The sequence below is a fragment of the Pseudoduganella sp. S-14 genome, from assembly GCF_049913285.1.
Classification (GTDB): Bacteria; Pseudomonadota; Gammaproteobacteria; order Burkholderiales; family Burkholderiaceae_D; genus Rugamonas.
The window spans coordinates 3,702,745-3,721,857 of the sequence record NZ_CP183991.1; the positions used below are offsets into that span (position 1 = coordinate 3,702,745).

Genomic DNA, 19,113 nt, shown 5'->3' on the forward strand with positions numbered 1-19,113 from the left:
ACCTTAGCTCCCCTGTCCCGGCAGCACGAAGCGCACCGCCCGGTATTCGCATCCCGGCCCCGACGGCGCCGCGCGGCCGCACAGCCATGCGCTGCGTCCCAGGCGTGGCGCAAGTCCGCCCCCATGCTGCGCGCCCAAGCGGGACTCCGGCCTGCCCGCCAGCTTCAGTTCCAGCGTCACCTTGACATCGCGCTGCAGGTGACGCGCTACCAGCCAGCCCAGCAAACCGCATTGCCGGCCGTCCGGCAGCAGCGCCGCGAAACGGTCAGGCGCCAGGGATGGCGCGCGAAGCGCAATGCCCGCAGCCTGGTCCCACGCACGCGCGCCCAGGCTGGCGCCGCCGCCAAGCCGTTGCGCCGCCTGGCCGCCGCCAACTCCCCTCAGGCGCGACCGGTCGCAGTCAGCCAGCGGATGCCAGTGGCCGACGAACTGCCTTCCCTCGAATGCGACGCCAAGGCGATCGCGCAAAAGCGTCAGCAAAGTCGCCAGCGAGCGAGGCGCTGCCCCTTGCAATCCCGCGTGGCGCAACCAGGCCAGTTCACCGCCTGGCCCAAGGGCGCCCTCCGCCAGGCCAAGTCCCGACAGGGCGTCCAGGCTGCGCGGAAGCGGCGCCCGCGCAGCGGTCCCTTGCAATGCCAGGTGGTGCTTGCAACGGGCGCGATACCAGAACCCGATCAGGCGCTGGTTGAAGATGTCGAGGAAATCCAGCCCTGCGCCATCGCGCGCCCTGCGGCGTGCCAGCAGCAACTCGGTGAACGGCGCCGCCAGCGGGCCTTGCGCGCCGGCCAGCGTCAGCGCCGCAGTGCGCAAGGTCAGCGGTGGTCCAGGGCGCGCGCTCTCGCCCAGGCTGGCGATATCGCTCGGTGCAAACGCCATGTCCACCTGCGCTGCCAGCCGCAGCGCCTCGTTGGCGCCGACGCCACATCCCACCGGGCTGCGCGCCGGCTCGCTGCGCTCCACCAGGCTGATGGCCTGGAACAGGTTGAAATCCTGCGGTGCAGCCCGCAGTTGTGCGATCAGGTCAGGCATTGCCGCCCCGCCATTGCAGGCCACTGCTTCCAGGTTTCCCCGGCACGCCGTACCGACAGGCGCACGAAGGAATTGGCCGTGGTGTACAGCGCAAAGAATCTCGCCAGGACGCCCGCCAGCACCAACGGCGAGGTTCCGTCAAAGGCGGCGGCGTCGAATTCCAGCGTGACGTCGGTACCGCGGCAATGGCCACGCCACGAATCGCCGCCCAGGCGAGCCGTTCCCGGCTGGGCATGTAGCCGCTTGATGCCCCGCACCTGGAGCTGGTCGCGCGCGCTGCTCCCGGCAAACAGCGACAGCATGTCGCGCAGCGTCGCCGCACCGTTCGTGCCATCGGCCAATGAACGGTGGTTCAGCCGCAGCAGCGCAACCAGGGCCCAAAGCGCATCGTTGCCCAGGGCCGGCTGACGCTGTGCACTCGGCTGGTAGACCGCGCGCACCGTAGTCGACGTGGCCACGCCATCGCCCCAGAAGCGCGTGCCTGGCAAGACCTGCTCAGCCAACAACCGGTTGGTGCACAGCAGGCTGGCGTAAACCACATGCTCGGCCAGCGCCGCCCGCACATCGCTGCGGTCGACGAATCCGAGGTAGACGTCGCTGCCGCTGATCCCTTTGCGCAGGCTAGCCTCTCGCCGCATCGTCCAGCGCACTTTCGCCCCGCTGGAACCACCTTCCGTCACTGCGAACGCGCTCGGAATCTCCACGCCGCGTTCGCCACGCGGGTCCGCCGCACTGACCGAGACGATCGAATGCACTTCCAGGACCGCATCGCGGCGGCGGTCGGGAATCAGCAGATATTCGTAATGGCGCCGGTCCAGGACGATCGGCTCGCTGGTGACAGGGAACAAGTTCAATGCCGGAACACAGCCCAACAGCACGTTCTCCGGGCGCAGTTGCGGGAGGACCGGTGAACTGTGCGTGAACACCAGGCGTATCGAGAATCCGTCGCCGCGGCCGAGCCGTCCGCGCAAGCCTGCCAAATCGAAGAACTGAAACTTGCGCGGGAATGCGAAGTACTCCTGCAGCAGGCAGTACGCAGGATGCGCGTGCGCCGGGCGCGCAAGCATCGCCTCGCTCTCGGCAAAGCCCACGTCCACCAGGTGGTGCGCAGACATGCGATAGACGCCAGCACTGCCTACTACCTCTATATATTCCAGTGCGCTGATCAACAGCTCGTGCAAGGGCATCGTGGTCAGCAAATCGCCCGACAAATGGAAGCGCAGCGCATCGAGCTCCAGTTCCGCCACATCGATACCACCATCGCACCGCAGGTCGAGGCGCAAGATCCTTGGATCTTCCTGCACGACGGCGCCGACCCTCAGTGGCCACAAAGTCGTGTCCCATCCCACCTGGAAACGGCATTGTTCGCCCGTCGCGGCTATGGTGGACAGCATGGTGCCGCGCTTCACCGGCATCCCGGCCGTGACCTTGCCCTCACTTGGGTCGAGCGTCATCTGCATGACAGTCATGGCGGGCACGGGCTGCGTCAGGCTTGGGCACAGGTTGTCGAGCATCGCAGCGGCCACAGTCGGAAAGTCGCGCTCGAGTTCACGGTGCACGCGTGCGTTCAGGAATGCCACCGACTGGATCAGGTGCTCGGTATGCGGATCGGCCGCCTCGTCGCCCGTCAACACCAGGCGATGCGCGACTTTCGGGTAGCGAGCCGCAAAGTCGGCAGACTGCGTGCGCAGGTAGGCCAGTTCGCGGCGGTAGTACTCAAGCAGGTCGTCCTGGGTGCGCATGAACGAGCCCTCCTGTTAAGTCACGCGACTGCGGCTAGGTACGCCGCGCCGCCATTCAGGACGCAATCGAATTGCACGCGTTCCTCATGTCGGCCAAAGACAGCCGCAGCAGTAATCCGAACACATGCCGAAACTGGCCTGCCCCGATCAGCCCCCGCCTGCACCAGCACCTGCGACATCCTTGGCTCATAAAATGCCAGTGCACGCGCCACAACCAGTTCCAGCAGTGCCATGTCTGCCGTCGACTGGGGAGAGAGCCTCAAGGTATCGGGCATTCCATATTGCAGCGATGTCGGCGCCGTTTGCAGGAACTGCTCGATCGTCAATCCATTCCTTGCATTAAGGAGCCTCTCCAAATCATTGAGCAGGGACTTCTGCAGGTCCCTTTCAGCCCAAAGATCATCTCCCAGCGGCTCACGAGGGCCAGCAAGACGTTCAAAGAGAGGAATCATCGGAACATCGCTCATCACAAGGCATATGCGACAGGATAATGGTCCGACGCGATCAGCCCCCCAACAACCATCCCAACGGCATTTGCGATGAGCCCGACATTTGAATGGATGTAGTCATAGGTATTTGCGGGGTGCATCACTCGCGTTGAATGGGTCGGTCCATTCGGAGGGCAGTTGAACATACCTCCGAGCATCGCAACTGGCGCCTGGTTGTAGTCTCCCGCGACGATGGCCGTTGCCGGTGCAACACCGGCGATGGCTCCAAGCAAACCGGCCGCATCTGCGCCACCGGGGCTGATCGCATGTAGGGTGTAGTAGCAGAGTCCGCCAATCGTAATACCAATCGCAGGCCGCCATACAGCTCCCATTGCGGGATACAAAACCGGAAGTACGTTAGCAGCCGCGATCGGTAGGCGCGTCACTATCGCCATATTCACCCTGTTGCCGTGCAAATCCCAGTGATAAAACAGGATGTACTTTAGCGTCCTAGGCGTGCCCCACTGGAAGATGTGCAGTTGGGGATCCAGCGGCGACTGCCAAACATGCACAGCACTCGCTGGCGGGCTTCCACACTCCTGCAGGCAGATGATATCCGCGCCATGGGCGAAAAGATTGCCTATGCCAGTGTACCATTTGAAGTCACTGGTCCAGTTCGAGCCCTGCATATTCCAGGTGACTACGTTTGCCATGGGAATCTCCTCAATCGGCCTGCATAGTTTCGAGGTTCCAGTTCCAGGTCCCCGTACCTTTCGCCGTCGAATCGGTCTTCTGCTGGGTGAAATCGGCTTTGATCTTGGTGAAATTGAGCGAGAAAGAATCAAGCGGTGCGCCCCCGCCGCCTGCTGAACTCATTTGAGAAATCATGGCGTTACTCATTTCGTAAGTCATGAAATTCATGTACCTGCCATTCTCCACCCGGCCAACATTCAACTTAGCGGTCCCAATCTTCGTTCCTTGGGTGCAGGCCTTGAATAGCTCCGTGGTGGACAAATCGGAACTCTTGGAACAGGTCATTTCTGACAGCATTGGACGCCCCAGAGTGCGTTCGGTGTTTCCAGGATCCCTGCCCATCGGGAGGATCGCATTGTGCTTAAACGAGTTGATGATAATCTTGTCGGTGAAGCCCGTAATAGTGCAGTTTCCCTTGATGGTGTCGCCCAGGTCAAGAATCAATACGTCTGACATAGCAAGCTCCGTAAAGTGAAGGCGGCGGCAGCGACTGGCGCAAGGCGCGCGCGGGATGGATGATCAATCAGGCCGCTGCCGCAGGCAGTTGGGCCACCAGGCGAATCGAGGTCGTCAGTTCTTCCATCTGGAAGTGCGGCCGCAGGAACACCGTTGCCGAATATGCCCCCGGTTTGCCCGGCACCTCGGTGACGTCGACGCGTCCCTCCGACAACGGGAAGCGCGCCTTCTCGCCTTGCGAAGCATTGGGACTTAGCAGCACATAGTCGCTCAGCCAGTTATTGAGGAAGTTCTCCACACTGTCGCGGGTCTGGAAGCTGCCGATCTTGTCGCGCATGATCACCTTGATATAGTGGGCGAAGCGCGAAGCCGCCAGCACGTATGGCAGGCGCGAAGACAGCGCCGCATTGGCATTCGCCTCGTCCTTGTTGTACAGCTTCGGCTTGTTGACCGATTGTCCGCCAAAGAAGGCGGCCATGTCCGAGCCTTTCGAGTTGACCACGGCGATGAAGCCAAGGTCGTTCAGCTCCTTTTCGCGGCGGTCGGTGATCGACACCTCGGTCGGGCACTTCAGGGCGATATCGCCTTCGTCGGTCTTGAACGTGTGCGCTGTCAGGCCAGTGATCTTGCCGCCGCCTTCCACGCCGCGGATCGCGGTGGTCCAGCTATGCTTGGCGAAGGCATCGGTGATGCGCAGGCCGAGCTGGTAGGCCGAATTCGCCCACAGGTATTTGTTGTGGTCCTTGCCGTCCACGTCTTCCTCAAACGCGAACTGCTCCACAGGATTGGTCTTGGCGCCATACGGCAGGCGGGCGGCGTAGCGCGGCAACACCAGGCCGACATATCGCGAGTCTTCCGAATCGCGGAAGCCGCGCCAGGACACCAGTTCATCGCTTTCGAAGATCTTCGCCATGTCGCGCGGAACGCCCAGTTCGGTGAACGATCCCATGTCGAACAGCGATGGCGCAGCGGCTGCAATGAACGGCGCATGCGCCGCCGCCGCGACCTTGGACAGGCGCTCGAGCAGCGCGATGTCCTGCGGATGACGGCCGAAGTAGTAATCGCCGATGAACAGCGAGTACGGGTTGCCGCCGAACGTGCCGTATTCCTCTTCGTAGACTTTTTTGAACAGCACGCTCATGTCGTGATCGACCGCGCCTTCCAGGTCCTTCAACAATTCCTTTTTCGAGACATTCAGCAGGCGCAGCTTGAGCATGGTCCCGGTTTCGGTACCGAACACCATGTCATGCAGCCCGCGCCACGATGCCTCCAGGGCCTGGAAACGCTCGTCGTGCAGGATGGCGTTGACCTGGTCGCTCAGGATCTTGTCGATCTGCGCCACACGCTCGTTGATCATCGCAACCACGCCCACGTCGGGCGCCTTCTTCATGCCTTCGTCCAGCACCTGGGTAGCGAACTGTCCCAGGAGCTGGCGCGCATATTGGCTTTGCGATGGCTCGACTGCCATTTTTCCTTCTTGGACGATGCGATCCAACAGGCTCAATTCCTGGTTGGTCGTGCTGGCACCGGCCTGGACTTCCTCTTGATTACTGGCCATTTTGGACTCTCTCTGATGAGTGGAGAAGACAGCGCGTTGGCGCTATCAGGACTGGACTTCCTCGGCTTTCTCTTCCGCGGCCGCGCCGCCGGCATCGGCCCCGCTTTCAGCCTTCAGCGTTTTCAGCTCTTCGGTGTTTTCGACGATCTTCTCGAGCAGCGTGTCGAGTTCATCGTTCCCATCGAGTTTGCCGAGCAAGTCGCGCAATTGCTGGCGAACGAGCAGCAGCTTGGCCAGGCGCGGCACCTGCTGCGCGATGGATTCGGGATGGAAGTCGTCGATCTCATTGAACTTCAACTCGATCTTCAGGTTGCCGTCTTTCTTGTAGGTGTCCGGCACCGACAGGTCAAGGCGCGGCGCAATCTTCGCCATCACTTCCTTGAAGTTGTCGCGGTCGATTTCCACAAGGCGGCGCTGCTTCAGCTTGGGCAGCGGCACCACCGGCTGGCCCGACAGGTCGGCCAGCAGGCCCACCACCAAAGGTAGTTCCTTCTTCTCGACGGCGCCGCCGACTTCTACATCGTAGGTAATTTGTACGCGTGGGGGACGGTTCCGTCCCACCCATTTTTGCAAGCTGTCTGACATCACGCCCTCACTGGAAATGTTATATGGGACAGACCGGGTGTTTCGGATTTGAGATTAGGACTGCGCTTCCGCGTAACACAAGTATCAGCGCCGTATCAAGCGATATCGTGCCAATTCTGCGTCGCAACTTTTCGCAGCAATCGTGTTAGCATGCGCCATCGTCTCTCCAGCGCACGTCCGACATGCCCGACTCGAATGCCGCAGCAGCAGGATTGAAAGGAACAAGGAGCCCCTTCCGCTTTGGTGCATGGCTGATCGACCCATCCACCAACTCGATCGAGGGCGAGCAAGGCAGGCGCCAGATGGAGCCGCGCACGATGGATGTGTTGCTTGCCTTGTGCAATGCGCATGGTGCCGTGGTCAGCGCAGACGAATTGCTGCAGCAGTGCTGGGGCAACATCGTCAACAGCGACAGCTCGCTGCACAAGAACGTTGCGCAACTGCGCCGCCTGCTCGGGGACGACGCGAAATCACCGGAATACATCGAGACCATCCGCATGCGCGGCTACCGCGCCGTGGCTCCGATTGATTTCGAATCGCACGGCACGCGCAACTGGCAGGCTGGTTCTCCGTTCCGCGGCTTGATGGCCTTTGACGAGGCGCACGCGGATGTGTTCTTTGGCCGCGACGAAGCAACCCGCAACCTGGTCGAAACGGTGTCAGAGCAAGCCAGGCATGGCTTCGCCCTGACGATGGTGCTCGGCCCTAGCGGCGTCGGCAAGACATCGCTGGTCCAGGCCGGCCTGTTTCCCGCGTTGTCGGCGCGGGGCCCGGATTGCGAAGTCGCGGTGCTGGATTCCACAGCCTTCGACCTGGTGGAACTTGGCGAGCAAACCCTGTTCACCGGCCTCGCCGGGTCCCTGATCGACCTGCAATGCGGCGAGCAATGCGCCTTCCCGGGGGAGAACGCAATCTCCCTTGGCATACGCCTGCAGCAATCCTGCGCCTCCGTGATTGCGGTGATGGAGGCGGCGCTCGATAGCTATGCGCCGTCGCGCAGCGGCCTTCGCTTCGCGGTTTTCATTGACCGCTTCGAGGCCTTCTTCAACGATGGCCGCATCGCCGAAACCGAACGCCAAGCCTTCCTGAGAACGCTGGAGCAATTGGCGCGCAGCCGCGCCGCGCTCCTGGTAATTGCCTGCCGCAACGACTTCTACCCCAGCATAGCGAAGTACCCCCTGCTCACTGAGGGCAAGCGGCATGGCGGCCACTTCGACCTGGGCGCTCCCGGCTTCAGCGACATCGCTCAGATCATACGCCGGCCGGCGGCTGCGGCCGGACTCAGTTTCGACACCGATCCCGCGACCGATGCCAGGCTGGACGACGTACTGTGCGAAAGCGCGACAGACAGCCCGGATGCGCTGCCGCTTCTCCAGTACTGCTTGCAGGAGTTGTACCGCCTGCGCACGGAACAGGGAGTCCTCAGCTTCGAGGCCTTCCACCAACTGGGCGACCTGGAAGGCGCGATCGGCCAGCGCGCGGAGCAAGTGGTGCTGGAGCTGAGCGACGCCCAACGCGCCACCATTCCCCACATCATGTCCCTGCTGATCGTGCTGTCCCTCGACGGAGACACCGCCACCAGCCAACGCGCGCCATGGTCGGCGCTGCGCGGCGTTGCCGCGCACGAGGCAGTGCAGGCGCTGGTCGAAGCGCGCCTGTTCGTCAGCGACCTGGCCGACGGCAATCCGGTTTTCGGCATCGCGCACGACGCCATCCTGCGCCGCTGGCCGCGCATGACCGACTGGATCGCGGCGCATCGGGTGGCGCTGCGCACGCGCGGCCGCCTGGCGCAGCAGGCAACGCGATGGCGCGACGAGGGACGTCCGGCCGACTTGCTCCTCCCGCGCGGCAAACTGCTGGACGAAGCGCGCGAGCTACAGCATGCGGGCGTGCTCTCGCTTTCGGACAATGAATCCGAGCTGATCCGCGCCTCGCACCAGCGCGCCCGTCAGCGCGACCGCCTGCAAATCCTGGCTCTCTCCGCAATCATCACCCTGGCCCTGCTGGCCACCGGCCTGGGATTGAGCGCTGTCGCTGCCAAACGTTCCGCCGAACAGCGGCGCAACGAAGCGGAAAGCATGATGGACTTCATGCTCGGCGACTTCGCCGACAAGCTGCGCCCGCTGGGCCGCCTCGACCTGCTCGAAAGCGTCAGCGGCAAGGCAATGCAATTCCTGCGCGGCTCCGATGACGACGACTTGAGCGCAACCGCCCTCACCTTGCGCGCCAAAGGCTTGCAGGTGATCGGCGAGGTCGCACGTTCACGGGGAGATTCCAAGGTAGCGATTGATGCACTGAACCAGGCCAACGCGATCCTGACTCGCCGGCACCAGGCTGCGCCAACAGACATCCAGGTGCTCAAGAGTCTCGGCGCCAATGCATACTGGGTCGGCCAGATGCACAAGGACCGCAACGACTGGGAGGCCGCCGGCGCCGCATGGCGCGACTACCTCGCCTATTCGGACCGGCTGCACAGCCTCGAACCGGAAAATGACGAATGGCTGATCGAACAATCGTACGCCCACAATAATCTCGGTAGCCTGGCCTTCCAGCGCGGAATGCCGGAACTGGCGGTTCCGGAGTTCCAGCACTCGATAGGATTGAAACAGCGCGTCCTGGCCAGCAAGCCCGATGCCCGTTCAGTCAAGAGCGACCTTGCAAGCAGTTATTCGTGGCTGGCCTCGGCCAAGGAGGCTTTGGGTGAGTTGCAGGAAGCGCAGCAGTTGTATGCGCAGGAGATGCAATTGATCCTGGAACTCCGTAAGCTATTCCCGGACGAGTCAACGCTGGCACGCCGCCATGCACTCGCCCTGCAGCATCGGGCAACGCTTGGCGTAGCGCTCGGCCTGGATGCCATCGCACTACGCGATTACGACGAAGCAAAACTGCTGTATACCCAGTTGACCTCGCACGATCCGGAAAACCGTGCCTGGCAAGTTGAAATGGCCGGCCTCGATGTGGATCGACTGAGGATCATTGCCCGCCATTCACCGCCTGCCGACCTGCTGCCAAGAACGCGGGATGTGCACCGGCGCCTGCAAACGATCCTCTCCTTCGACCCAATGAACTCGGACTGGAAGTTGCGCGAGGCGGGTGCGCGCACGCAAGTAGCGGCAGCCATGCGGGCGAACGGTGAAGTGCGGGCGGCGGAGCAGGAAGTTAATGGCGCAGTCGCCAGCCTTGAACCATTCTACAAGAGCAACCTGTCCAACTTGAACGGAAGACTGGTGTTGATCGAAGCACTGCAGCTCCAGGCCGTGCTGCAGCTACAAGCGAAAAACGCGAGCGCGGCGGCCCAGGTCTGCAGGAAGATCCACGCCTTGATCGAGAGCGATGCCGGCCGGTCCATGAATTATCAGATCCTGGACCCGTGGGTTCGGGCAAACGCTTGCCTGCAAAATCAAGAAGTCTTTACGAAAGGAGCCAAACTACTCAGCCAGATCGGTTATCGTGACAGTTCGTACTTCCAATTTATTTCTAGCCATTAGAAGGGAAATACATGCACCCACTCGACAGACCTACTGTTCAACGCCGCATCGTTGTCAGTATCTTCGGCATCGAAAGCGATGCCAATGCCACCTACACCTACATCGAGCCGGTCACCGGCGAATCGTTCGTGCAGTCCGACACTTGCAATATGAAGATCAACCGTCCATCGGTCTGCCTTTTTGTGCTGGACGACGACGCCTCGATCAGTGGCTGGACCATCAAGGAAATCACGGCCAAGCCGGCAGGGGCGCCGCTGCTGCCCAGCGCAAAGGGTCCCTTCGGCCTGTCGCTCGCCACCTATAACGACCACAGTGACGATACGGCAGTGTTCAACTACTACATCCACTTCTACAACACGGTCACCGAGGCCACGTTCAAGGAAGATCCTCAGGAAGAGAACATTCCGCGGCCACGATGATCTACCAGGTAGAACTGTAAAGCGTCGCAAATCGCCCCGGCCAGCTCTTCCTGCAATGACATGCAGAGTTCGCCGCGGCGATCGAATTGCGAGAGCCAGGCGATGCTTCCTGCTCCCGGCTCGACCAAACGAATGGAAGCGCGCACATGGTCATCCTCCACCCGCACGCTGCCTTCCAGCCGCGGCGATTGATTGGCATCCGATACAGCGCTAACTTGCAAGCCCTTGCCCAAAGTCTGGAATAGCCTTGAGCCCAGCTCTTCGTCCAGCCCGCAGACAAAGGTATTGCTGGCGCCAGCGCCGGTCAGGTTACGCAAGGGGGTCAGGAGAATTCGCTTGTAGCGCAGGAGCTTTGGCGACGTACCAGGGCAGGCAATGACGGGTACATAGCTTCCCATCGGGATCGAGACATGAATCGCAGGCGTGATTTCCAGCGCAGCATAGTAAGCCGAAAGCCGCTGGCGCAAACGCCCAATCTGTACCCGGACCTGTGGGTCGAGACTGGTATCGTACGTACTCGCATCGCGACCAAAAAGATCCAAACCGATCGCATATTCGTTGATCTCTTGCTCATTGCCGCTCAATTTTTTTTCGAGCAGGAAGGTCAGCAAGCGGCACATCCGGGGCGCCTTCGCGAAGGTTGGGCTGGCCAGCAACTGGTCGACTTCGCGCCAGAGCTCTTCGTTTGACAGGGAAATGCCATTCTCTTCCAAGGGCTGCATCAATCGTGCGTTCATTTCCGTTTCCAGTTAGAAGTGATCGAATTGCACTTGCGACGTGCTGCAGCTACTCTAATTTCCCTCCCGGCTTCTTGCCTTACGACGATCTTACGGCTGAAAATTGTTGCGTTATCCGCCTTTCACGCATGGTTTGAGAAAGATCAAAACGACCCAGACAGGCCGGAGAGGTTGCGCATTTGTTGTATTTGCAGGCGACGTGAGTATCGGAGAGGATTGAGCGCAGCCGTTGCCCGCAAAATTCGAGACTCGCCAACAAGGGAGCAACAAAGATGAAGAGCGCCGTCGCGACACTGTTGATGCTTGCCGCTTACGCGCTGATCGCCGGCGAAGCTGCGGCCCAGCATCCCGCCTTCACCGATGGTGTCCGAATTATGTGCTGGTCATGCTTGGCGATGGCACTGAATGGCTGACCTCCCGCCTCTTCATCGCGATTGTCATGGTGGAGCGGATGCGAGGGGTCAAGGCATGTGTCTTCGTAGAGCGCTCAGCAAACTCCGAGCGCAGTTTCCTCGCCGTTGCGACAATCAGGGAGTTGCGCCAAGCGCTATCTCGCCGCTATCCCTGGCTCGAAGTCGCCTGGTTACAGAGCCTGCTTTCAATTTACCCTGGACTTCCGCCCATCGCTCCCAATACTGAGTGGCATCCCGACCCAAAAAGAATCAGTGCAGGCGGTCCGCCACAATTAAACGAATCTGGAAGCTTTACCCCATATGACGCGCGATCGATAGTTGCCAGATTCATCGAATCGCTGCAGCGAAATGAGATGAATCCCGATCCAGGCCAGGTTTATATAGAGACCGAATGGGTATCCCTGCGGTCAAGCAAGGAACGCGCCCAATGGGTCTCCAGGGAGCTGCTCGCGACCTTATTGCCCAATGCCGCATTCGAAGCCTGGGCGCCAAACCTGCGAGATGCGCCCAGGGCTCAATTGACCCGTGCGGTGCTGCGCCGGCCCGGCCCCTTCGTCGCGCTGGTAGACGGCAACCGGGAATTCTCGCGGCTGACAAACCGCGGCGCCTTATTGGAGGAAACCGCAGCGAAGCTAGGTGAAGAGCCGGACGACAAGCCACACTGATTCAGCGCGCAATGCTCGCGACTTCCCCATCGTTCAGGGCCGAACCATAGATGCGCAAGTCATCCATCGAACCCTTGTAAGGCGCGTCCCACCAATTGACACCCAGCGCGAACACGCCGTTGGTCGTTGTGAAGACGTTCGGGAAGTTCACGCCGCTGAAACGCTTCGCGCCGTTGACGTACACGTTGACCGCGCCGTTCTTGACCGTGAACGCCACGTGCGACCATTGCCCGGCCGGGATGTTCATGCCCAAACCGGCGTCATACCACGCCGTTCCCGACCACAGCATGCTCGCGCCGCCAACAAAGTCGTGTCCCTTGGGCAGGAAGCTGATCCAGGAATCGCCGTTGCGGGCGCCAAAGAAGGTGGTCGAGAACGCGGTCAGCTGGGCAGGCTTCAACCAAATGGCGACCGTGTAGCTAGTGCCCGTGATGAGCCCATCCGGCAAACGCACGCCAGATGCGCCATTGAAGACGGCGGCACTGCCTTTCATCCCCGGCTCGTACGTCATGCTGCCGCCGGCGGCATCTATCTTGCTGCCGACGACGGTGCCGGCGCCGAAGCCGCCCGTCGCTTCGCCCAGATTCCCGTCAAAGGTGTAATGGGCAACCATGCTACCCAGCTTGCGCACCGTGACCACGAAGGTCTTGACGGCACGCGCATGTCCCTTGGTGATAGTCGCTGTCAGCGTGACGTTCACGTCATTGGCAGGGCTGGTGACCTGCCCGGTATTGCTCAATACCGAGGGATTCGATGATACCCAGCTGATGGCCGAGTCACGCGCAGCGCTGGTCGGCAGCACGATATCGCCAGTGACTGCATTGGTGTTACCGAGACTGAGTTCGCCATAGACAGACTGCACCACCTGCATGTCGCTACGGGGCGCCAGGCGGCTGCCCATGATGGAGATGCCATCGCGCGACGTCGCAGTAAACGTCATCACATAGCTGCCGGAGGTCTCATCCCACTGGTTCAGGAACACGCCCTTGAAAGGCGGCGACCCAGCCAGGTTGATTTCAGCCTGGTTGCTCCCAACCAGCGCCCAGCTGCCGGTTACCGCCCCGCTGATTGTGCCGTTGGGATTCAGCGTGACCAGCCGGGACTTCTTGATCGTGGCCGAGATGTCCTTCCCGTGATTGACGAACATATAGTCGCCAAAGACAAAACCGCGCGGAACAGCAGCCAGCGTTTCATTGGTATTGCGGTATGGCGCCACCACCGGCCACCCGTCAGCGTTCATGAACATCTGGTGCACGCGGACTTCGTGCTGCTCGCCACGTTCAGGGAAGCGGCTATGGAAGATCAGGAAGTGCTTTCGGCTTGCTGCGTCGTAGTAAGCCGAGTTGTGGCCCGCCGACACATAGCCGGTGCCGATACCGCTGCCCGCTTCGCCGATCTTGCGCTCGAACAGGAAATTGCCCATGATTTTCACGCCATACGGGGCAATCGACGCATCGTCGAACAAGGGCTTTACAGGATCCGCCTTGACATTCGCCATGTTCACGCCCTGTGCGTCGAAATAGGGACCGTCCGGCGCAACGGAGCGCGCCACGCGCATGTTGTAGCCCCCTGCCGCATCCAGCCCGCCGAATGAGGTGAACAGATAGTAGTACTGCGTGACAGGGCTGTACATCACGTAAGCCCCTTCTATCCGGCTGTGATTCCCGCCCATCAGGCGCTTGCCATAGCCCTGCCCCGGCAGCGGCATGCCAGTCGCCGGGTTCATTTGCAGGATGAAAATGCCGCCGGAGTAAGAGCCGTAGACCATCCACAGCCGTCCGCCGTTATCGAAGAAGACGTTCGGATCGACGGTATTCGGATGTTTGAGGGCATCGTAGATGGTGCCGTCATAGCTGGCCTGCCCCCACATGCCCGACTTCAGGATGATGCCCTTGTTCACATAAGGGCCCTCGATCTTGTCGGCTACCGCAACGCCCAGGGCCGAACGCGGCGAATCGCCCTTGCAGGCGTTGTAGTACATGTAGTAGCGGCCGTCGGCCAGGCGGACGACGTCCGGCGCCCACAGGGTATTCGTTTGCGCCCAGCTGAAGGTCTCGGCAAGTTCGGTAAAGACGTTGCTGGCGCCGTTCAGGAACAGCTTGTTGGTGGCGCTGACGGAACTGGTGATCTGCGTCCAGTTCATCAGGTCCGTGGACTTGGCCGAAGCAAGATGGGAGCCGAATACATAGTAGCTGCCCCCCGCCCTGATCACGGAAGGATCGTGCACCGAGGCGTTCTGGAAAGTCACCGGCGCATAGGGCGTTCCGGCCAAGGCGCTGAGGGACAGCATGGAGGAAGCCAATACAGCAGCAGCCCCCCATCGCGAGAAGGGTTTGGTCACGTTCGTCTCCAATAATGTTTTTACGCAAGTTAGCGCGCAGGACTTGGAGTGTCCAATGACCTTTTCCGTTATTGCGATAGCGAAACCGGCATCGAAAGCGGCGAATCAGCCGAAGTGAGCCCGGAGGAAGGCACATCCTTCGTCGAGCGCTGCAGCGCCTTCCGGGAAGTGTTCAGCATCCTTGAAAAACTGTATGAAGCCATGCTGCTGATCCTTGTAAACCCTGGCCCTGGCATCGACGCCCGCATCCTTCAGGGCCTGTGCATAAGCGACGCCCTCGTCCCGGAGCGGGTCATGCTCCCCGACCTGGACCAACGTAGCGGGAAGGCCCTCATGCCGCGCCCACATCGGCGCAAGCAGCGGTGCGTTCGCATCCATCCCGCGGGGGACATAGGCAGCAAGCACTTTCATGTTCATGGCGCGGCTAGGGAAGTTCTTTTCGCCGTATGCATGCCAGGACGCGGTGTCCATCCTGTTGTCCAGCGCAGGATACATCAGCCACTGGGCGCCGATCCCGGGGCCGCGCCGATCCCGCGCCAGGATAGCCGCCCCGGCCGCCAGGTTGGCACCCGCGCTGTCCCCGCAGACCGCCATCCGTTGCGGATCGCCGCCGATGCTGCCGCCCTCCTTCGCCAGCCATTCCAGCGCGGCATAAACGTCCTCCAGTCCAGCCGGGAAGGGATGTTCCGGCGCCAGGCGGTAATCGACTGCAATGACAAGCGCGCCCGACCTGTTCGCGATGGCACGCGCCAACACGTCATGGGTATCGAGATCGCCCGCGACAAAACCGCCGCCGTGGGCAAAGAGAACCATCGGAAGTGAATTGCCGGCCGCCCCCAGCGGAACATAAAGCCGCGCCGGAATCGGCAGCCTTCGGACCGCTGCAACTGGATCTGGCGCCCCGGCGGCCGGGATCTTCGCCCGATAATTCCCGCGCATTTCCCCGGCAAATTTTGCAAGCTCCGCTTCAGATAATACCGGCCTTTGCATGGTTCGCTCCCTGTTCTTCGCGCCAGCAACTATGCGGCGCACACTTTTGCATGTCAAGCCGAGGCCCGGTAGGCAAATGTCATAAAACTGTAACCTTGCTCCGCTATGATCCGGCATTTTGCATGAGCACCCGAACTTATAATGTGCTGTTCCTCAGCACCCAGAACGCTGCACGCAGCATCATGGCCGAGGCAATGCTGAATGCCGTCGGCGGACGCCGTTTTCGCGCGTTCAGCGCAGGCAGCCACCCTGCCGGCAAGCTCAATCTTTTCGCCGTCGAGCAAATCCGGGCACTTGACGATACCCTGGCAGGCTTGCGCAGCAAGTCCCTCGATGAATTCTCGGCGCCGGACGCGCCGGACATGGATTTCGTCATCACCATGTGCGACCTGGTTGCGGGCGAACCATGCCCGAACTGGCCCGGCCAACCCGCAACAGCGAACTGGAACTTCCGCAACCCCGCCGCCGTGCAAGGACCGGTTGAGCAGATTCGCCAGGAGTTCTTCACGGTCTGCCGCGAAATCAAGACGCGCATGGAGATCTTCCGCAACCTCCCCGATGAGGCACTTGACAAAATGGCACTGCAACGCAAAATAGCGAGAATCGCTGGCGTCCAGCTCTAACCCCTCGCTCATACACCGACACATGCTCCTTCCATTACGCGCCCTTACCGCCTCCGTCTGCCTGCTCTGCCTGGGAGCGGCCAACGCAGGCGGACTCGAATTCCGCTTCAACGAAGCTCCTGCACGCCTTTACAGCGCCGCCGTCCAGAAGGGAGAGATTGACGCCGCCACCGGCGAAGCCATTCGCCGCCTGCCGGAAACGGCGGCAATGGTACGCAAGATGCGGCTGAAGGATGCAGACGCCTTCATCGAGCATTTGCGCGGCCTTGCACGCGACGCGAAGAAAGTTGATCTCGCAAGCCAGGTCCAATCTGAGTTCGGGCGCGAGAACAGCAGCAAGGTCGCCTTGGCCGCGGCTGAAATCACGCGCCAGCTGAAGGCCTACGTACCGCCCGAATTCTCGGCCAATCTCACCGTGCACTTCGTCTTCGGTGGCAACGCCATGGGCTTCGCCTTTGACGATATGCACGACGACGTTTATGTCGAGCTGTCGCGCTTTACGCAGGCTACGGCGCAGGAGCTGGCTGAAGTGGTATCGCATGAGCTGTTCCACGCAGTGCAGTCGCATGTGATGAGCACCCCGCCACGCCCTGCCGCCGACATGGCGCAGTCTGCAACCGGCAAAATCTGGATGAGCCGCTTGCTGTATGACCTGGTGCAGGAAGGAACAGCTGAAATCTTCTCGCATCAAATTGCCGACCGCCCGGCCACGCCGTTCTCCACCCGTGGCAAGGAGCGAATCGCGCGCAACCTTGCCCGCATGAAGGGCATCGCGGCCTTGATGGAAACCAGCAGCCTGCGCCTGCTGCTGGCCCCGCCGCGCGACGAGGACCAGTACGACCGCATCTACGGCATGCTCTTCTACGGCAATTTCGACGACCTCGGTTACGACATGGGCTGGGTCATGGCAAATGCCATCGAGCGCAAAGACGGCAAGCAAGCCATCTACCGTCTGCTGCAGGGAGAACCCAAGCAATTCGTCCTGCGCTACCAGCAGATCGCGGAGAGCGACCCTGCCCTGTTCCGCTTTAACGAAGACTTCCTCAGCGCAGTGCGCAAGCTGTAGCACTCATTCCGTATTGGTCGGCGCGGCAGTCGCCTGGCTGCTTGGCTGGCCAATATCGGGCCTTGGCGCAGCCACGCCGGCAGCAGCGCATTCATCATCCAACGGCAGCACGATAGGCACCCGTAGGCAAATGCTCTGGGTCGGCAGCACTTCGCACCAATCGCGGATCAGGTCGCGATAAGCGGTGCCCACGGCGCGGATATTGCGCTGCAGGTCGAACAGGCCCAGCGGATTGACGGTGCCGCGGTTCTCGCGCAGGGCGACATCCCAGTCGACCTGGTCGATCAGCGAATACCAGGTAAAGCCCACAATGGGCACGCCATTGTTGCGCACCCTGAGCACATTCGCCCACTCCTTGCGCAGCCAGCGAACGGCTTCGTCGCCACCGGGCCCTTCCATCAGGTTGGTCTCAGTGTGCATGACCGGCAGCCGGTAACGGTTGTAGTACTGGTGGGTAATGACCGCGTAGCCGAAGATTTCACCGGACGCATACGTGGCGCCGTCGGCACGGACATGGTGCTCATTGGTCATGTAGTAATCGTTGCCCATGATGCACTGGTGCTTGAGGCAATTGTCGAGGAAAAAGTGATACTCCTCGCGCGTCATGCCATTATCCAGCAAATACTCGTAGACCTCGGAGTCGACCCTGCGGCCGTAATTCAAATCCAGCGACAGGAAACGGCGCGCGTTGCGGAACTCCGATTGCGCAATGGCGGCCGGATTCTCGGGGTGGAAATATTCGCTCGACTCACTCTGTACGAACAACGCGTCAGGCCGCACCTTAAGGATCTCGCGCATGGCCAGGATGTTCGCCTTGACGATGTTCTTGATCGCGGTGACAAACGCAAAGTCGGAGGCCTGCTGCTCGTTCCACCAGCCGTACATGGCGGAAAACAGGGCGCAGATCTGCATCTCGTTGACCGGCGTATAGACCTGGACCCAGTGGTAGCGCTCGGCAAAGGCTCGGGCATACTTCGCGAACTCGGCCGGAAAATCCGGATTCTGGAAATTGCCGATCCAGTCCGGCACGCCGAAGTGGCACAAGTCAGCCATTGCAACGATATTCCTGCGCCTCAGGTCGCGGAACGTTTCGTCGGCAAACGACCAGTCGTACTTGCCAGGACCGGGCCACGCCAGATGGAGCGGCGCGCCATAGCGCAGCGCGCGTATGCCCAACTGTTCGACAAGGTCGAAATCCGTGCGCCAGTATCGGTAGTGGCCGCACTTTTCCATCTCGTCCATCCGCACGCGGCCATTCTCGATAGTCGGAATGCTGTTCTCGATCCCTGTTGCAAAGATGAATCCGTTATACATGGCGGCACCTGACATCGTGATCGTCCACGATACCGCTTTCCCAGGAGCCGCCTCGCTCGCTTGACTGATCGTCGCGCCAGCCTCGGGCGCCTTGCCGGGATGCATCACAATATTCAATGGATCCGGCATGAGATCGAATTCAGCGCCCGTCCAATTCTCCTTCACCCAGGCCAGGAAGCTCAGGGTGGCTGACGCATCCCCGTCGAGCAGGCCGAAGGCGTGGGCATCGAACTCCACCGTCATGCTGTCCGGCGACGTGTCTGGCTTTGCACCAAACTGCCCGGCGCCGTATCGGCGTCGTCGAAGCGACGTCGTGCAGCAGCCATCTGCCGCCATTCAACACCTGACCCGAAGGCACGTTTATCGCAGCCGCAGTGGACGACAAATGCATCGAAGCCTCGCGGCCCGGAGCCTGCTCTGAGCGGAACACCATCTGCTGGTTCCACTCCTTCCAGCGGCCTTCAACATATGCAATGACGCGCCTTGCGATAGCGAGTACTTGTACC

Annotated in this window: 17 protein-coding genes; 6 read left to right on the forward strand and 11 right to left on the reverse strand. The window is 61.1% G+C overall.

The features are described 5' to 3' along the window. Window positions 1–3: 3 nt before the first annotated feature. From tssG to tssB, 7 genes are all read right to left on the reverse strand, one after another. On the reverse strand, window positions 4–1,029 hold the full coding sequence (gene tssG, locus ACN9MZ_RS16860; RefSeq protein ID WP_426338132.1) for a type VI secretion system baseplate subunit TssG: 1,026 nt from the start codon (window positions 1,027–1,029) through the stop codon (window positions 4–6). Beyond that, window positions 1,017–2,771: a type VI secretion system baseplate subunit TssF gene (gene tssF, locus ACN9MZ_RS16865; protein WP_426338133.1), complete on the reverse strand. Its 1,755-nt coding sequence runs from the start codon at window positions 2,769–2,771 to the stop codon at window positions 1,017–1,019. Before tssF ends, tssG begins: the two co-directional genes overlap by 13 nt. A gap of 20 nt (window positions 2,772–2,791) precedes the next feature. Next, window positions 2,792–3,238: a type VI secretion system baseplate subunit TssE gene (gene tssE, locus ACN9MZ_RS16870; protein WP_426338134.1), complete on the reverse strand. Its 447-nt coding sequence runs from the start codon at window positions 3,236–3,238 to the stop codon at window positions 2,792–2,794. Beyond that, window positions 3,238–3,912, reverse strand: coding sequence for an endonuclease/exonuclease/phosphatase family protein (locus tag ACN9MZ_RS16875; protein ID WP_426338135.1), 675 nt, complete (start codon window positions 3,910–3,912; stop codon window positions 3,238–3,240). Before ACN9MZ_RS16875 ends, tssE begins: the two co-directional genes overlap by 1 nt. 10 nt (window positions 3,913–3,922) lie before the next feature. Continuing rightward, entirely contained in the window at window positions 3,923–4,408 is a 486-nt protein-coding gene (locus tag ACN9MZ_RS16880) for an Hcp family type VI secretion system effector (protein ID WP_426338136.1), read from the reverse strand. A gap of 67 nt (window positions 4,409–4,475) precedes the next feature. Then, on the reverse strand, window positions 4,476–5,966 hold the full coding sequence (gene tssC / locus ACN9MZ_RS16885; protein WP_426338137.1) for a type VI secretion system contractile sheath large subunit: 1,491 nt from the start codon (window positions 5,964–5,966) through the stop codon (window positions 4,476–4,478). Between the two features lie 45 nt (window positions 5,967–6,011). Further along, window positions 6,012–6,551, reverse strand: a complete 540-nt coding sequence (tssB, locus tag ACN9MZ_RS16890) for a type VI secretion system contractile sheath small subunit (protein WP_426338138.1) — start codon at window positions 6,549–6,551, stop codon at window positions 6,012–6,014. Between the two features lie 212 nt (window positions 6,552–6,763). On the opposite strand from tssB, the gene ACN9MZ_RS16895 reads away from it, so the two are divergent. Together ACN9MZ_RS16895 and ACN9MZ_RS16900 are read left to right on the forward strand one after the other, a co-directional pair. Continuing rightward, on the forward strand, window positions 6,764–10,039 hold the full coding sequence (locus ACN9MZ_RS16895; RefSeq protein ID WP_426338139.1) for a winged helix-turn-helix domain-containing protein: 3,276 nt from the start codon (window positions 6,764–6,766) through the stop codon (window positions 10,037–10,039). A gap of 11 nt (window positions 10,040–10,050) precedes the next feature. Next, window positions 10,051–10,458 carry a hypothetical protein gene (locus ACN9MZ_RS16900; RefSeq protein ID WP_426161790.1) on the forward strand — a complete coding sequence of 136 codons (408 nt, stop codon included), beginning with the start codon at window positions 10,051–10,053 and terminating at the stop codon, window positions 10,456–10,458. Here ACN9MZ_RS16900 and ACN9MZ_RS16905 read toward each other — a convergent pair. Next, a complete protein-coding gene (locus ACN9MZ_RS16905) occupies window positions 10,428–11,195 on the reverse strand; it encodes a hypothetical protein (RefSeq protein ID WP_426338140.1) in 768 nt (255 codons plus the stop codon). The genes ACN9MZ_RS16900 and ACN9MZ_RS16905 overlap by 31 nt on opposite strands. A 272-nt stretch (window positions 11,196–11,467) precedes the next feature. Between ACN9MZ_RS16905 and ACN9MZ_RS16910 the strand changes: the two genes are divergently transcribed. Beyond that, complete coding sequence (locus ACN9MZ_RS16910; protein WP_426338141.1) at window positions 11,468–11,608, forward strand: hypothetical protein; 141 nt, start codon at window positions 11,468–11,470, stop codon at window positions 11,606–11,608. Continuing rightward, the gene (locus ACN9MZ_RS16915) at window positions 11,581–12,273 is read left to right on the forward strand and encodes a hypothetical protein (protein ID WP_426338142.1); all 693 of its coding nucleotides are present in this window, start codon (window positions 11,581–11,583) and stop codon (window positions 12,271–12,273) included. The genes ACN9MZ_RS16910 and ACN9MZ_RS16915 overlap by 28 nt, the downstream gene beginning before the upstream one ends. Window position 12,274: 1 nt before the next feature. Here ACN9MZ_RS16915 and ACN9MZ_RS16920 read toward each other — a convergent pair whose 3' ends face one another. Together ACN9MZ_RS16920 and ACN9MZ_RS16925 are read right to left on the reverse strand one after the other, a co-directional pair. After that, the gene (locus ACN9MZ_RS16920; protein WP_426338143.1) at window positions 12,275–14,614 is read right to left on the reverse strand and encodes a family 43 glycosylhydrolase; all 2,340 of its coding nucleotides are present in this window, start codon (window positions 14,612–14,614) and stop codon (window positions 12,275–12,277) included. Between the two features lie 105 nt (window positions 14,615–14,719). Further along, a complete protein-coding gene (locus ACN9MZ_RS16925) occupies window positions 14,720–15,604 on the reverse strand; it encodes an alpha/beta hydrolase (RefSeq protein ID WP_426338144.1) in 885 nt (294 codons plus the stop codon). A gap of 122 nt (window positions 15,605–15,726) precedes the next feature. Between ACN9MZ_RS16925 and ACN9MZ_RS16930 the strand changes: the two genes are divergently transcribed. After that, complete coding sequence (locus ACN9MZ_RS16930; RefSeq protein ID WP_426338145.1) at window positions 15,727–16,227, forward strand: arsenate reductase ArsC; 501 nt, start codon at window positions 15,727–15,729, stop codon at window positions 16,225–16,227. A 22-nt stretch (window positions 16,228–16,249) separates the two neighbouring features. Next, window positions 16,250–17,293: a DUF5700 domain-containing putative Zn-dependent protease gene (locus ACN9MZ_RS16935; RefSeq protein WP_426338146.1), complete on the forward strand. Its 1,044-nt coding sequence runs from the start codon at window positions 16,250–16,252 to the stop codon at window positions 17,291–17,293. A gap of 3 nt (window positions 17,294–17,296) precedes the next feature. On the opposite strand, the gene ACN9MZ_RS16940 is transcribed toward ACN9MZ_RS16935, so the two are convergent. Next, window positions 17,297–18,943 carry a family 1 glycosylhydrolase gene (locus ACN9MZ_RS16940; RefSeq protein WP_426338147.1) on the reverse strand — a complete coding sequence of 549 codons (1,647 nt, stop codon included), beginning with the start codon at window positions 18,941–18,943 and terminating at the stop codon, window positions 17,297–17,299. Window positions 18,944–19,113 lie beyond the last annotated feature (170 nt).